This is a genomic window from Methanobacterium aggregans (assembly GCF_017874455.1).
In the GTDB taxonomy this organism is placed as follows: domain Archaea; phylum Methanobacteriota; class Methanobacteria; order Methanobacteriales; family Methanobacteriaceae; genus Methanobacterium_C; species Methanobacterium_C aggregans.
The window spans coordinates 299,038-313,798 of sequence record NZ_JAGGLN010000002.1 but is presented as its reverse complement, the minus strand read 5'-3'; the positions used below and the strand labels follow the sequence as shown (position 1 = coordinate 313,798).

Sequence of the window (14,761 nt, the reverse complement as noted above, 5' to 3'; positions counted from 1 at the left end):
TGGTGTTAGAACTAGTATATAAAGATTTCGATAGTTTTAAGAGTAGTCATTAAATGGGGTTCTATGGGATAAGATGTCATTTTAACTGATCAAAACCCTTCAAGTGCTGGTTGAGTCGTCCTTTTTTAATAAATTTCCGTAATATGCTGTTGTAATCGCTCCGATTGCTGTGGGTATTAAATAGCTTATAACGCGATCTATGAGGCTTGCAGCCAGTACTACGTCTGCTGGAACGCCCACCACTAAGAAAAGCCCAACCATAACTCCTTCACGAAGTCCAAGAGCTCCAGGAAGTGTGGGGAGTATGGTTACAAGGAGGGCTATGCTGTATATAATCACCATGGGCACGAATGGTGGATATGAACCAACAGCCATAAAGCAGAGGTACATACGAACCATATCTATACCCCACATTCCAAATGATATTCCAAGGCCCAGGGTGAATATTTTATGGTTTTTGAGAACAGTTAAAAAACCAGTTGTGAACCTTTCAACGTAGTAGATCAGTTTTTCCTTTACGTATGAGAAACTAACATCCTTTTTACTGAGTTTGCTGAAGAATGGATAGACTGCACGCGCAATCCTGATTATTATTCTCTGGGCAATGTCCTTGTTGATTCCAACGTATATCAAAAGCCCGAAAAATGTCATTGTTATGAGTATGAGTATGCTCAGGGCAACTGCGCTCATGGTTGAGATGTTCCATGTGAATACCATGTAAATTGCAAAGAGGGAAACCAATAGAAAGGGGAAAAATTCAAAAACCCTATCAGCACTTGCAGATACAAATGCGAGGTCAAATGGAACTCCTTCAAATTTACTCACAAGGTAAGCTCGAAGTGGTTCGCCCCCTGCAGCTCCAGGGGTTACGTTGTTTCCAAAAAGACTTGTGAACATCATCAAAAAGAGATCCTTAAATCTAGGTGAGTGATCAACCACCTTCAGTATCAGTGACCAGCGCAGGGTCCATGCTACTATTAAAATCAACTCAAGAAAAATGGCTAAAAGTATTATCTGAAGGTTGGAATGGCTTAAAACATTGATTATGTCTTCCAATCCGACAGCAACAGATATTAAAAAGATTATGAATGCTCCGATTATAAATGTGATTACAATTTCCCATTTATGTTCCAGGATGAACTCATAACTCGTCTGCATCTTAAAAACTTTTTTCCTTTCACTATATTTACTTATCTATTCCAAGTATCTCCAGAAAAGATGAACCCTTCTTTATCTTTGCAACGATCTCATCCTCGTTATCCAATATGCTGAAGGCTTCTTTGAACACCTCTTCAAGGATCTGGTGGGGTACGCAGACCACACCACATTCATCGCCCATTATAAAGTCTCCAGGATTTACAAGGGTTTCTCCACAGTTCAATGGAACGTTCACATATCCTTCTGCCTTTGCATCACCTGCATTTGGTATGATGTTCCTTGAGAACACTGGGTAATCCAGGTTTTTAATGCCTGAAATGTCCCTGGCGGATCCATAGATAACTGTTCCAACTATTCCCCTTTTCTGAGCCGTACTTGAGGCCAGTTCTCCCCAGACTGCAGGATCATCATTATCACATTTTATAACCAGAACATCTCCCCTTTTAGATGAATATATTCCTTTTATAACTGTTCCCCAATCATCAGAAGCAGTTTCAACGGTTGTTGCTGTTCCCATTATTTTGATGCCTTCTTTAACAGGTTTAACTCCTGTAAGGACACCATTTTCTCCTGCAACATGCCTCATGGCATCTGACAGATTGGAGGTTGTTACGCGAGAATTACAAAGTTTTGAGCGGGCTAATTCTGCTGAAAAATTTTTTAATAGGGATTCTGCTGAAAGTTCTTTCCCTGTCATTTTTTATCAATCCAAAAAAATTAATCAATAAATGCATTCATCCAAAAATGCATTTAAAAACACAGTTCATTTTTTATTAATTAACGTAACGTGTACCAATTCCTTAAAGCTTCTTCTATTTGAACCTGTTTTATCAATCCTGAGGGGTTGTAACTTCTTCAATAAGCTTTTTACCTGCAACAACCTCATCAACACTGTGTATTGAGCCACCGTACTGTTCTATTGCATCGCTTATTTCCTGGAAGTCCAGGTCGTCACCCTGCATTGTGACTTTAACGTTTTCTGTTTCCTTGTCTATCTCCATGAGTGTGATGTTAACACCGTCAACACCGCTTAGTTCACTTAAAAATTTTGCAAAAGAAGGGATGGTTGGTTCATGCGGTTTCAGTATGTCCAGAACTATTCTTATAAGGCCTTTTGCCACTTTAAATCCTCCATTTTTTAAAATAAATTTTATTTTACAGTAATCCTTGTTTCGCCACATTTAACTGGGTACAACTGTACTATTTTTTTTTATGATAAATTGTCTTCAATACTTTTTTTAATAGACTTTTTTTAGTAGATTAGATAACTTTTATGTCAATAAAAAAAATCTTTTCACATTTACCTTTTGAATCAAAAATATTTAAAACTTTACCTTGAAATTAAAACAATATCTCATAGGTTTATTATCAAAAATATTAATTTTTCACGATCATACCTAATACATTACCACATTATAATCGTTATATTTAAATTAAGCGAGAATAATGGTTTTTAATCACACAAAAAACCCTGAAAATTCCTTAAATCCAATTTTTTTTATAGCTTCAATTTTATATATTAGATCAGTTATATTATTCTGTAGGATACTATTTAGACATCATCAAAGGGCTTTACAAATGAGTTTTAGAAGATTGTCCTGTATAATAGAAGAACTCAAAATCTGCGTTGAAGAGGGAATGCCAATACTGATCGAAGGAAGAAAAGATGAAAAAGCTTTGAAAAAACTTGGTATCAATGGTAATTTCATAAAAGTCTCAGGTTCAGGCCTTAAATTATTTGAAATAGCTGAGATGGCTGCACAGTCATCTTCAAAAGTCATAATATTAACTGACTTTGATAAAAAAGGCGATGAACTTGCCAAGAGACTTTCAGAGGACATACAAAGTCTTGGTTCCCATCCAGACCTTAGTATAAGACGCAAAATCATGGGAATCACGAGGAAGTATATAAAGGACATTGAGAGTCTTCCAAAGCACATGGATCAACTGGAACTCGAGGAACGCCCCCATGGTGATCGCTGGTAGTCACTATTCATCAAAATTTATGTTAAGATACTTACGCCAATGGCAATGATATTACAGGTGGTATTACGATAATGAATCAAATGGAGTAATGAATTACAACGATACTTAATCATAACTTCCCTTGAGAGGATTGGAATCATCCAGTTATCGAATTATATCAGTGGGTTAATATCATGAGGGTATCTGTGCATGAAGGAGGCCCAAACATGGGAAAAGAAGAAATAAGCACAACTAAATATCTCATTCACGCTCAAATAAATGCTAACGGTATTGTGGAAAAGCCCGATGTTGTCGGAGCAATTTTCGGACAGACAGAGGGGCTTTTAAGCAACGACCTTGATTTAAGGGAATTACAGAAAACAGGGAGAATAGGAAGGATAAAAGTCAACATAAACTCCAAAGCAGGCCGTTCTAAAGGAGAAATAGTAATCCCTTCAAGCCTTGACAGGGTTGAAACTGCAATCCTGGCTGCATCACTTGAAACAATAAACAGGGTGGGGCCATGCGAAGCCTACATTCAGGTTACCAAGGTTGAAGATGTCAGGGCAGTTAAAAGGCGAAAGGTTGTTGACAGGGCCAAAGAACTCTACAAGGGAATGATGGAAGAAGTAACTCCAGAAAGCCTTAAAATGATAGAGGAAGTTAAGGAAGCCATGAGGATCCATGAAATAACGGATTATGGTGATGATAAACTTCCATCCGGCCCAAACGTCATAAGTTCGGATGCAATACTCGTGGTTGAGGGAAGGGCAGATGTTTTAAACCTCCTCAAATACGGAGTTAAAAATGCAATAGCTGTTGAAGGAGTAAGTGTTCCAAAGGCAGTTGCAGAACTAACCAAAACCAAAACAGTTACAGCATTCCTTGATGGAGACAGGGGGGGCGACCTCATCCTCAAAGAGCTTCTTCAGGTTGGAGAAATTGACTACGTTACCCGAGCTCCAAGGGGTAAAGAAGTTGAAGATCTCAGCAAAGATGAGGTAATGGTGGCTTTAAGGGATAAAATACCTGTTGAACAGATTTACCAGGATATGGGTGTTAAGGTTGAGAAGGTTGAACAACAAAAAAGCGGTGACAAAATAAATCTTTTAAAGGACATCCTCAAGGAACTGGAAGGATCTGGAAACGCTGAAATTCTTGACGATGCAATGAACATCCTCAAGGAAGTTAAAGTTGAAAATCTTTACGAGGAACTTAAAAACGTCAACAACAATACCTACGCAGTTGTATTCGATGGTGTGGTAAGCCAGAGATTGATAGATATTGCAAAGGAGAAGGGCTTAAAGTACATAGTTGCAGTCAGGATGAGTGAAGTTGTGAAAAAACCAGGCCCAATAAAGGTCATAACAAGGTAAGCTCACACCATAATCATTCAAACCTCTATAAAATCCAGTATTATATGGGTTCAAAAAATAAGCATAAATTCAGGGGACTTCCTTTTTAATCATCCCCCCTTTATAATGTGTTAGACATAAATCAGGTGGTATCCATGTATGTTAACATGAAAAAGGAATTTTTAAAGGATTTTGAAACGACGGAAGATATCCTTATACCTAAAGATCCACTGGAAAGAGTGATAGGCCATGAAGACATTATAAAATTCGTTAAAATCGCTGCAAAACAAAGAAGAAATCTTCTTCTTGTTGGACCTCCGGGCATAGGCAAATCTTTAATAGCCCAGGCCATATCATTCCATCTTGGAGAGTCTCAGGAGGAAGTAACAGTTGTGCACAACCCTGAAAGACCTGAAAGACCTTTTGTTGAGATTAAAAATAGAAAAGAGATGGAAAACCAGCAGAAAGACCTTGAAAGGGCAGAGGGAGATCTTGTAAATCCACAGGATGTTCCGGATGCAGTTGCAGAAAGATTAGGGTTCAGATGTGCTAACTGTGGAAGTTACAACAATGCTTACCAAAGCATGTGCCCTAACTGTGGCGCAGATAAATATGCCCATATAAATGCCCGGAGAAAACATTTAGGCGACCTTCTTGGTATGTTCGAGATGAGCTCAGGTGCAATAAACATTCCACAGGAGCGGGTTACAACAACACGCATGCTCAATGGAAGGGAAGAAGTTGTTATCTACGAACGTGTGGATGGAGACAGAATAAGAATACTGGATCAGCACGCCCTTGAGAGGAGAAGGGTGATGGTTGAAGAAAAGCCCAAAAACATCATATTGCCCCTTGAAAGGAAGATGTTCATACAGGCAACAGGTGCAAGCGAAACAGAACTTCTGGGAGATGTTAGACATGACCCCTACGGAGGACATCCTGACCTTGGAACTCAGCCCTATGAACGGGTTGTACCTGGTGCAATACATGAAGCACATGAAGGCGTTCTTTTTATAGATGAAATAGTTCACATAGCACCACTACAACGTTACATATTGAGTGCAATGCAGGATAAAGTCTTTCCAATAGTTGGAAGGAATCCGCAGAGTGCTGGAAGTTCCGTTAAAGTTTCTGATGTTCCCTGTGATTTCATATTTGTTGGAGCATGCAACATACGTGATGTGCAGTACATACTCCCACCACTGCGCTCAAGGATCCAGGGTGAAGGCTATGAAATTCTCATGAAAACTACAATGCCCGATACTGAGGAGAATCAATCAAAAATCGCTCAGTTCGTAGCCCAGGAAATAGAGATGGATGGAAAAATACCCCATGCAAACAGGGCTGCTGTTGAAATATTGATTCAGGATGCAAAAAGAAGGGCAAAGGCCATTGATGATCAACGTAACTCATTAACATTAAGACTTCGTGATCTTGGAGGAGTTGTACGGATGGCAGGAGATATGGCAGTAATGGAGGGTAACAACCTCATAGAAGAAAAACATATGTTCTTTGCCATAGAAAATGCTGTTTCAATCGAAGATCAAATAATAAAAAGGTACAGTTCCTTTCAAAATGCCATGGAAAAGGATGTATCCAGTTCTCAACATATGGCTGGTGGAAATGATGGTACTCCCAATGAGAATGTTGACAGAAGCTACATGTAAAATTATAAATGGAAAAAATATCAAATCAATCTGATAACATGAGTCCTTACCCAAATCAACATTGGAGAAGTTCTGAGGGAGGTCCTGCAGATTTAGAAAGATCTGTTGCAGGTGAATCTGGTTACCTCTTGAGAGAGAATATACTCGATGCATTTGACTTTCCAGAAATGATAGAAGATTATTTAATTGAACTTGAGATAAGGAACTACTCAGGAAACACCATCAAAACATATAAATCAATAATAACCAATTTTCACAGATTTTTATTGGGTGAAAAGGATTTATATGATGAAAGATTAGTTTTAAGAGCATTCAAACGGTATATAAGGTATTTGAAACGGGATAAAGATGTTTCCCAGAATTACATATACCTCGTAACAGTTGTTGTGAAAAAATTCTTTGAATTTGGGGGCATAAGTGTACTTAAAGATGTTAAAACTCCTAAAAGAACAAAATCACTCCCTAAATCTCTTAATGAAGATGAAGTTCAACGTTTGATACATGCAATGGATGGAGATTCTAAAAACAGTTCCACCCATCATTCAGAGTTTTTAAAGCTCAGAAATAAGGTAATACTGGCCCTTTTATATTCTTCAGGTCTCAGAGTTTCTGAACTCGTAACCCTTCGTACAAACAGTGTTGATCTTCGTGAGCGAACCCTAAGAATAAGGGGTAAAGGTGAAAAGGATAGAATAGTACTTTTTGATGATGAAACCAAGGAAATGCTTGAGGGTTACCTTGATAAAAGAAGCTGTGATAGTGAATATCTTTTTGTGAATCGTTCAGGAAACCATTTAACTCCGCGCTACATTCAGATGATGATAAAGGACTATGCAAAAGCTGCAGGTATTCAAAAAAGGGTAACACCACATATTCTGCGCCATTCATTCGCAACCCATCTTCTAAAAAATGGAGTGGACATCAGGGCCATACAACAACTTCTGGGCCATTCAAACCTGAGTACAACTCAGATCTACACGAGTGTGGATATGCACACCCTTAAAGATGTTTATGATCGGGCAAAGTTGAGTTAAAACCTGGAACATCATAGGATAGAATTTTTATTCTTTTTTTTATTGGCTTATGATTTTTTTGAAAATTATTTTAAAAAATTAAATTTCTGTTGAATCCTATTTTAACGAATAAATCCAATATTTTATAAACTTGAATGGGGAATCATGATTAAATATGAAGTGGGGATTAAAAAATAATGGAAAATGAAAAATCTGAGGAAAATAGGGATATTTTAAAGTCAAATGCATGGAAATTCATAATATTATTAGGATTTGTGAGTTTACTTGCGGACATGACCTATGAAGGGGCTCGAAGTATCACAGGCCCATATCTGGCACTTTTAGGGGCCAGTGCACTGACTGTGGCATTTGTATCAGGTTTTGGAGAACTCATAGGTTACATCCTCAGATTCTTTTCAGGATACCTCAGCGATAAAACCAGACGCTACTGGGCAATAACCATCGTAGGGTACATTATAAACCTTCTTGCAGTTCCCCTAATTGCCCTTGCAGGAAGCTGGGAAATTGCAGCCGTACTTTTAATAACTGAGAGACTTGGAAAAGCTGTTAGAACACCCGCAAGGGATGTTATGTTGTCCCATGCAACATCTCAGGTTGGTAGTGGATGGGGCTTCGGGATACATGAAGCAATGGATCAGATAGGGGCCATACTGGGCCCTCTTATCGTTGCACTTGTCCTAGTCTTGAATGGAACCTACAGGACAGGTTTTGCAGTGCTTATCGTACCTGCACTACTTGCAATAATCGTGTTAATTGTTTCTCGTTTTCTTTACCCCAGACCACACGATATGGAACGCACAATGCCTCAGTTGGATATGAAGGGATTTAAGAGAAACTACTGGATATACATGGCAGGAGTTGCCCTTCTTGCAGCAGGATTTGCGGACTTCCCAATTATAGCCTACCATTTCCAAGGTCAGGCCATAGTTTCACAGGCAATGATACCAGTATTATATGCAGTTGCAATGGGAGTTGATGCACTGGCAGCACTCGTATTCGGCAGGCTATTTGACAGAGAGGGAGTTTCAATCATGGTAGTGGTTGCAGTAATATCCTCCCTCTTTGCACCTCTAATCTTTTTGGGAGGATTCTACACAGCACTCCTTGGAATGGCACTCTGGGGCGTTGGAATGGGTGCTCAGGAATCCATAATGAGGGCAGCAGTTGCACTCATGGCACCTTCTGAAAGACGAGGAGTTGCCTACGGGGCTTTTAACACAGTTTATGGAATTTCATGGTTTGCAGGAAGTGTTGTTATGGGCTTGCTCTATGGTTTATCCTTATTTTACCTCGTTGCATTCTCAATGATCATGCAACTTGCTTCAACTCCTCTGTTCTTCAGTTTAAGGAAAATGAAGGCTCAAAAATCATGATAACCCCATCCATCAACCTTTTTTTTTTATTTGTGAATGCATAACTAATTAATGTTTAACGAATAAAAAAATTACTAATAAAAAAAAATGAAGGTTGAGATGATCCCCTTGAGAGAATTCGCAGTTCCCAAAATAGTTTCAAGTAAATGCATTGAATTTGGGGCTTGCAGGTACAACGGCCTCCTGATAAGGAGCAGTGTTGTTGAAAACCTTAAAAAACATGTTGAATTCCATCCCATCTGCCCGGAAGTTGAGATTGGACTGGGTGTTCCCAGAAAACCTGTTAGGGTATCAGAGTTAGATGGAAGGATAAGTTTAATACAACCAGCAACAGGTTTGAACTTCACAGGTAGAATGCACGAATTTTCAGGATCTTTTTTAAATTCACTGGATGCTGTCGATGGTTTCATACTCAAAAACAGATCCCCCTCTTGTGGTATTAAGAGCATCAAGGTTTACAAGGGCTTTGAGAATTCAAGGCCCCTCACTGATGGTGTTGGACTTTTCGCAGCTTCAGTCATGGAAAAATTTCCTCAAATACCCATTGAGGATGAGGGCAGACTCAGAAACCTCATGATAAGGGAGAACTTCTTAACCAGGATATTCACACTTGCAGATTTTCGTGAAGTCAGGGAATCAGGGGATTTCAACGATCTCATCGACTTTCAAACCCGTAACAAACTCCTACTGCTCTCCTACAACCAGGAATATACTCGTAAAATGGGAAATCTTCTTTCAAACCGCGGTAAGCACTCAATTAAGGATATGAAGGACAAGTACGGTGAGATGTTGGTTGCAGCTCTGGCTGAACCCCAGGGAGTTCCATCCAACATCAACGTTCTCATGCATGCCTTCGGATACTTCTCAAATAACCTGAAGTTTCCTGAAAAAGCATTCTTCCAGGATTCACTCCAGAAGTACCGGGAAGGAAGATTACCACTTTTGGCAGTCATAAATCTTCTTAAATCATGGATGATACGCTTTGATGAGGAATATCTTCTAAAACAGACCTTTTTCGAACCCTACCCCGAAGATCTTATTCAGGTAACCTTCATATTTGATAGAATGGCATGAAAATTGACCTTAAAGGTGTTCAATATGGTTCAACCTGAAAGGATAAAAAATCTCAATGAAAAACCCTTGAAAGAGGGGGACTATGTGCTTTACTGGATGCAGTCATCCCAGCGGGCACATCACAACCCTGCACTGGAGTATGCAGCTTCAAAGGCCAACCAACTCCAGAAACAATTGATAGTTTACTTTGGACTGACTGAAAAATATCCTGAAGCCAATTTAAGACATTATAACTTCATGCTGGAAGGATTGAAGGATTTAAAATCTTCACTCATCAAAAGAAATATCAAATTTCTGGTTTTAAAATGTTCACCCAATGTAGGTGTGATTGAACTTTCAAAAAGAGCAGTAATGGTAGTTGTTGACAGAGGATACCTTAAAGAGCAGGTTAAATGGCGGGAAAATGTCGTTAAGGTTATTGAATGTCCTCTGGTACAGGTTGAATCAGATGTGGTTGTTCCAGTTGAAATTGCATCCTTTAAGGAGGAGTATTCCTCTGCAACATTCCGAAGAAGGATAAAACCTCAGATTGAAAGGTTCTTAGTGCCCTTGAAGGAGGTTTCACTTGACAGGAATTCCACTTCCATGGAACTATCCACGAAGATCCCTGAAATACCCCTTGAGGATATTGATGAAGTTTTATCCCGGCTTGAAATTGACAGAAGCGTGCCGAAGACAGAACACTTCCGTGGGGGAACATCCAACGCCTTAAAATTTTTGGATGAATTTGTTGAAGATAAATTAGATGGATTTGCAGAGCTTCGGAATGATCCCTCCTTGGATCATCTCTCAAATATGAGCCCCTACCTGCACTTCGGCCAGATATCACCAGTTCACATAGCACTCAGGGTAATGGGGACTGAAAGTCATTCCAGGGATGCTTTTCTTGAGGAGCTCATAGTAAGACGTGAACTGGCAGTGAACTTCATCCATTACAACCCAAACTACAGAAGCCTGGATGCCCTACCGGATTGGGCCATAAAAACATTGAAAGAACATGAGCATGATGGAAGAAATTACATTTACACCCTTGAAGAGCTTGAAACTGCCCACACCCATGATCCCTACTGGAATGCAGCCCAGATGGAAATGGTTTTAAAGGGTAAGATGCACGGTTACATGAGAATGTACTGGGGAAAGAAGATGCTTGAATGGACGGAAAGCCCCCAAAAGGCATTTGAAACAGCACTTTACCTCAACAACAAATACGAACTTGATGGAAGAGACCCAAATGGATACACTGGTGTTTTATGGTGTTTTGGAAAACATGACAGGGCATGGAAGGAAAGGAAAATCTTTGGAAAGGTCAGATACATGAACGCCAATGGCCTTAAAAGAAAATTCAAAATAGACAGTTACGTTGAAGATATGAGGAGTATTGAAACCTGAAACCTATCATTTAGATGTTATCTATTCAATGTCATCCCTTAAAAAACTATTTATAACATCTGAACCTAATAAGTAAAGGGAGTGAATACTGAATTCCCCCAAGGCATATTAAGTGCCCTTTTTAGATATAATTTATTATTTGAAGCAGTTTCTGTTCAACATGTTAATTTGCTGCTTTATATTTAAAAAAACAAAATCTTTGATGAAATTTTATATCAGGAGGAATTTCAGATGGAAATAACAATTGATGACTACTTCAGGGGGAGGTACACATTCTTCAAATGGAGATCCGAAACCTCAACCGTGAACAAAATCATCCTAGCATTTTTCATGGCATGTATAACTGGTGTCATGGCCCAGGTGGTTATTCCGCTACCATGGACCCCTGTACCAGTAACAGCCCAAACTTTCGCAGTTCTCATTGCAGGAATACTTCTTGGAAGGTACTGGGGAGGATTGAGCCAGGCAATATATCTTGGTGTTGGTGTAGCGGGTGTTCCATGGTTCGGTGGAATGACTGGAGGATTAGGAATTCTCACAGGAGCTACAGGAGGATACCTCGTAGGATTCGTACTCGCAGCACTCTTCCTTGGATACTTCGCAGATAAGTTCATAAAGGCAAGGAATTTCCTTCCAATGCTTGCTTTAATGTTATTTGCAAACTTTGCACTGATCTACATCCCTGGAATGCTTCAGCTTGGAGCATGGACCTACGCTGCAACAGGATCACAGCCAGGCATGTGGACCATTATGGTGATGGGACTTCTGCCTTTCCTTGCAGGGGACCTTGTGAAGATCGGTGGTGCAGCAGCATTCGCCAAGGCAGTAACACCAAAGGAACCATTTAACGGGGATTAAAGGGGTTTGAAGGCATTAGTTTTGAGTGGTCTGATCCCCTGCGGATCCGGGCCCACCACTTACTCTGCATGCAGGGATTCCAGGGCTACGGGTACAGCAGGGAATTTGCAGAAGCCATGGCATTGATGGTGGAGTACATAAATGGGAATCCCAACCTCCAACTTGAACTAACTGCAGCCTGCGACGAAATATGCATCCACTGCCCCCACAATGTGGATGAAATCTGCAAAGACAGGGATGCAGATGAAAACATAAAAAGAATGGATGAAACTGTTCTTAAAAAACTGGGTATTATGGAAGGTTCAAGGGTTGAAGCAGGAAGTATACTGGACGATGTGAACGAAACCTTCAGGACACTTGAAGATGCCCAAAAAGTCTGTGGTGACTGTATGTGGGCAGATAAATGCCTTTGGCTCATGGGGAAACCCATTTAAAACCTATTTTCATTATTTTTTTTGTTTTTGCAGTTGATTCATTTTTTTTCACAGTTGATCCCTTCCTCATTTGAAATACTTTTTCCCAAAAAATAAATACTGGATAATACCATTATATTCATATTCATAAATGTTTTAAGGGGGAAAAACATGGGTGAAGATCAGTATAAATGGGGTGTGGTAATAGTTGCCTGCCTTGCAGTCTTTATCATAGTTTTAGATTCTTCTGCAATGAATGTGGCCATCACTGCACTTGTTAAAGATTTGAATACTACTTTATCAATGATTCAGGCAATTATTGCCTTATATGCTCTCATAATTGCTTCATTCATGCTACTTGGAAGCAAACTACAGGATATTCTAGGTAGGAAGAAGACATTTTTAACCGGACTTTTCATATATGCCTCTGGAACCACCATAGCAACGTTAAGCATCAATGCACCTATGTTGCTTCTTGGATGGGCAGTTTTAGAGGGTATTGGTGCTGCACTGATGTTACCGGCCACCACAACCATTGTAGGGGCCAGTTATGAAGGCAAGGATAAAATCACTGCCTTTGGGATATGGGGAGGTATTGCGGCCATGGGCGCTGCCATAGGCCCAATAGTTGGGGGAGTATTCACCACCTATTTCACATGGAGGCTGGTATTTGGTTCTGAACTGATTTTCGTTGCTGCAATACTGATCTTCCGACGTTACCTTACAGAATCCCAACCAACCCTTAAATGGAAAGATCTGGACGTGGTGGGGACCATATTGTCCATAGTGTCCCTGGTTTTAATAGTTCTGGGTATCCTACTTTTAAGCAAGCCGCAAAACTGGGCTTACGTATCTGTGCTTGTGGTTTCAGGTTCCATTCTCTTTGTGTTATTCCTGTTATGGCAGAGGAGAAGGATCAACCAGGGTCTGGAACCCCTTTCTGACATATCCCTTCTAAAAAACCGTATCTTTGGACTGGGAAATATAAACTCCGTAATACAGCAGATACCCCTTGCAGGTTTTCTCTTCATAATCCCAGTGTTTCTGCAGCAGGTAACCCACTTAGATGCATTCATGACAGGACTGGCCCTTCTACCGGCATCCATCACCATACTGGTGTTTTCACTCCTGGGTGCCAAACTCTCATCCAGATTAGATCCAAAGTACATCCTGATGATTGGTTTTCTGGTATCTGCCCTTGGAACTTGGATACTGGGGGGAACCTTCAACATCAACACCCAGATAGCTGATATCGTTCCAGGCACCATTGTCTTCGGTGTTGGAGTGGGACTTTTACTGTCTCAGCTAACAAATCTAACCATGTCTGCAGCCAGAAGTGACCAGGAATCGGATGCAGCTGGATTTTTAAATGCCTTCAAGAACCTTGGATACTCCATGGGCACGGCTTTAATTGGGGTTTTGCTATTGCTTGGAGTATTCTGGGGACTCACATCATCCATAGAATCATCTGGTCTTGCAGGGAACATGACAACTCAAGAAATTCATGATAGCTTATTCGACTACGTTGAAAAGATGCAAACAACCAGTCCTGAGAACATACCTGCCAATCTGGTTCCTCAGGTCACCCAGATGGTGGATTCCACCATAAGCTCAGCTATGCAGATGACCTTCAATGTGCTGGCACTGATCTTCTTCTTGGGGTTTGTCACCAGTATATTCATACCCTCAAGGAAAAAAACAACAAAATTAATACGTTAGGGGCTATTAAACAATTTTTAATATATAAATGAGTTTAAAGAGTGGAGTGGATAGATATGCAAAAAATGGCTAGTGCATTAACTTTGATTATTTTAGGTCTGGTTGTTCTGGCCTTTCCAGTGCTGGGAGTAATCCCATTTAGCTTGGTGACGGGATTCATAGTCCTGATCCTGGGTATTGGTCTTGTACTAAGCGGAACAATGGAAATAGGTGAGAGTGCAGTTTTGGGGATTTTGGAACTAATTTTAGGAATTATAGCCATGTTCCTGGGTATAGGATTCATAGTTAATCCTGGGCTGTTCAGCTGGCTTGCCGGCTTCTTAATCTGGCTTGCGGGCTTTTTCCTGATTATTGCAGGTATCATGGGACTAATTTCAGAAACTAGCGGCAGCAGATGGAATGGAGTAATAGCCATAATCATGGGTGTAATCTACATAATCGTAGGAACTTTCATAGCCAACCCTACGGTTTTGGGGGCATTAATTGGTATATGGCTTATAATAACCGGAATAATGATGCTGTTAATGAAGGATTAAAAACTGTAAGCTCCAACTGGCAAGGTTGGGCTTTACAACTATTTTTTTAGAATACATGATGCAAAGCAATCAACATGGAGGGTCAGAGGGTGTTCTCAGATCCTGAGATAACCTCATCTTCGCTGATACCACTAATCTTTTAAATAAAATATTATTTCAAAAAAAAATATGCTGATACTTCAATTCATTTGGAATATCAAAGAAAACAGTATTACCCTGA

General features: G+C 40.0%; 14 protein-coding genes. 11 read left to right on the top strand and 3 right to left on the bottom strand.

What is annotated here, in order from left to right; translation table 11 throughout:
* Positions 1–99 precede the first annotated feature (99 nt).
* The 3 genes from J2756_RS04305 to J2756_RS04295 all read right to left on the bottom strand — a co-directional run bounded on the left by J2756_RS04305 (position 100) and on the right by J2756_RS04295 (position 2,279).
* Complete coding sequence (locus J2756_RS04305; RefSeq protein ID WP_209582909.1) at positions 100–1,158, bottom strand: UPF0104 family protein; 1,059 nt, start codon at positions 1,156–1,158, stop codon at positions 100–102.
* A 28-nt stretch (positions 1,159–1,186) separates the two neighbouring features.
* Complete coding sequence (locus tag J2756_RS04300) at positions 1,187–1,855, bottom strand: RraA family protein (protein ID WP_209582907.1); 669 nt, start codon at positions 1,853–1,855, stop codon at positions 1,187–1,189.
* Between the two features lie 133 nt (positions 1,856–1,988).
* The gene (locus J2756_RS04295) at positions 1,989–2,279 is read right to left on the bottom strand and encodes a DUF211 domain-containing protein (protein WP_209582906.1); all 291 of its coding nucleotides are present in this window, start codon (positions 2,277–2,279) and stop codon (positions 1,989–1,991) included.
* 457 nt (positions 2,280–2,736) lie between these two features.
* Between J2756_RS04295 and J2756_RS04290 the strand changes: the two genes are divergently transcribed.
* The 11 genes from J2756_RS04290 to J2756_RS04240 all read left to right on the top strand — a co-directional run bounded on the left by J2756_RS04290 (position 2,737) and on the right by J2756_RS04240 (position 14,541).
* Complete coding sequence (locus tag J2756_RS04290) at positions 2,737–3,144, top strand: toprim domain-containing protein (RefSeq protein ID WP_209582904.1); 408 nt, start codon at positions 2,737–2,739, stop codon at positions 3,142–3,144.
* 206 nt (positions 3,145–3,350) lie between these two features.
* Positions 3,351–4,499 (top strand): DNA primase DnaG, encoded by a 1,149-nt coding sequence (gene dnaG, locus J2756_RS04285; RefSeq protein WP_209583214.1) that lies wholly within the window; start codon positions 3,351–3,353, stop codon positions 4,497–4,499.
* A gap of 134 nt (positions 4,500–4,633) precedes the next feature.
* Positions 4,634–6,145: an ATP-binding protein gene (locus J2756_RS04280; RefSeq protein WP_209582902.1), complete on the top strand. Its 1,512-nt coding sequence runs from the start codon at positions 4,634–4,636 to the stop codon at positions 6,143–6,145.
* Positions 6,146–6,183: 38 nt separating this feature from the next.
* Positions 6,184–7,179 (top strand): site-specific tyrosine recombinase/integron integrase, encoded by a 996-nt coding sequence (gene xerA, locus J2756_RS04275; RefSeq protein ID WP_209582901.1) that lies wholly within the window; start codon positions 6,184–6,186, stop codon positions 7,177–7,179.
* A gap of 176 nt (positions 7,180–7,355) precedes the next feature.
* Positions 7,356–8,552: an MFS transporter gene (locus J2756_RS04270; protein WP_209582899.1), complete on the top strand. Its 1,197-nt coding sequence runs from the start codon at positions 7,356–7,358 to the stop codon at positions 8,550–8,552.
* A 99-nt stretch (positions 8,553–8,651) separates the two neighbouring features.
* Positions 8,652–9,626: a YbgA family protein gene (locus tag J2756_RS04265; RefSeq protein ID WP_209582897.1), complete on the top strand. Its 975-nt coding sequence runs from the start codon at positions 8,652–8,654 to the stop codon at positions 9,624–9,626.
* Positions 9,627–9,650: 24 nt separating this feature from the next.
* Positions 9,651–11,015 carry a deoxyribodipyrimidine photo-lyase gene (phrB, locus tag J2756_RS04260; protein WP_209582895.1) on the top strand — a complete coding sequence of 455 codons (1,365 nt, stop codon included), beginning with the start codon at positions 9,651–9,653 and terminating at the stop codon, positions 11,013–11,015.
* Between the two features lie 231 nt (positions 11,016–11,246).
* Entirely contained in the window at positions 11,247–11,873 is a 627-nt protein-coding gene (locus J2756_RS04255; protein WP_209582893.1) for a biotin transporter BioY, read from the top strand.
* 116 nt (positions 11,874–11,989) lie between these two features.
* Entirely contained in the window at positions 11,990–12,307 is a 318-nt protein-coding gene (locus J2756_RS04250) for a DUF1284 domain-containing protein (RefSeq protein ID WP_342593108.1), read from the top strand.
* Positions 12,308–12,457: 150 nt separating this feature from the next.
* Positions 12,458–14,005 carry an MFS transporter gene (locus J2756_RS04245; protein WP_209582889.1) on the top strand — a complete coding sequence of 516 codons (1,548 nt, stop codon included), beginning with the start codon at positions 12,458–12,460 and terminating at the stop codon, positions 14,003–14,005.
* A 56-nt stretch (positions 14,006–14,061) separates the two neighbouring features.
* Complete coding sequence (locus J2756_RS04240) at positions 14,062–14,541, top strand: DUF308 domain-containing protein (RefSeq protein WP_209582886.1); 480 nt, start codon at positions 14,062–14,064, stop codon at positions 14,539–14,541.
* Positions 14,542–14,761: the final 220 nt, after the last annotated feature.

Excerpts from the sequence above, each read along its gene's own strand:
- J2756_RS04305 (WP_209582909.1), bottom strand. The coding sequence starts at position 1,158 with ATGCAGACGAGTTATGAGTTCATCCTGGAACATAAATGGGAAATTGTA.
- J2756_RS04300 (WP_209582907.1), bottom strand. The coding sequence starts at position 1,855 with ATGACAGGGAAAGAACTTTCAGCAGAATCCCTATTAAAAAATTTTTCA.
- J2756_RS04290 (WP_209582904.1), top strand. The coding sequence starts at position 2,737 with ATGAGTTTTAGAAGATTGTCCTGTATAATAGAAGAACTCAAAATCTGC.
- dnaG (WP_209583214.1), top strand. The coding sequence starts at position 3,351 with ATGGGAAAAGAAGAAATAAGCACAACTAAATATCTCATTCACGCTCAA.
- J2756_RS04280 (WP_209582902.1), top strand. The coding sequence starts at position 4,634 with ATGTATGTTAACATGAAAAAGGAATTTTTAAAGGATTTTGAAACGACG.
- xerA (WP_209582901.1), top strand. The coding sequence starts at position 6,184 with ATGAGTCCTTACCCAAATCAACATTGGAGAAGTTCTGAGGGAGGTCCT.
- J2756_RS04270 (WP_209582899.1), top strand. The coding sequence starts at position 7,356 with ATGGAAAATGAAAAATCTGAGGAAAATAGGGATATTTTAAAGTCAAAT.
- J2756_RS04265 (WP_209582897.1), top strand. The coding sequence starts at position 8,652 with ATGATCCCCTTGAGAGAATTCGCAGTTCCCAAAATAGTTTCAAGTAAA.
- phrB (WP_209582895.1), top strand. The coding sequence starts at position 9,651 with ATGGTTCAACCTGAAAGGATAAAAAATCTCAATGAAAAACCCTTGAAA.
- J2756_RS04255 (WP_209582893.1), top strand. The coding sequence starts at position 11,247 with ATGGAAATAACAATTGATGACTACTTCAGGGGGAGGTACACATTCTTC.
- J2756_RS04250 (WP_342593108.1), top strand. The coding sequence starts at position 11,990 with ATGGCATTGATGGTGGAGTACATAAATGGGAATCCCAACCTCCAACTT.
- J2756_RS04245 (WP_209582889.1), top strand. The coding sequence starts at position 12,458 with ATGGGTGAAGATCAGTATAAATGGGGTGTGGTAATAGTTGCCTGCCTT.
- J2756_RS04240 (WP_209582886.1), top strand. The coding sequence starts at position 14,062 with ATGCAAAAAATGGCTAGTGCATTAACTTTGATTATTTTAGGTCTGGTT.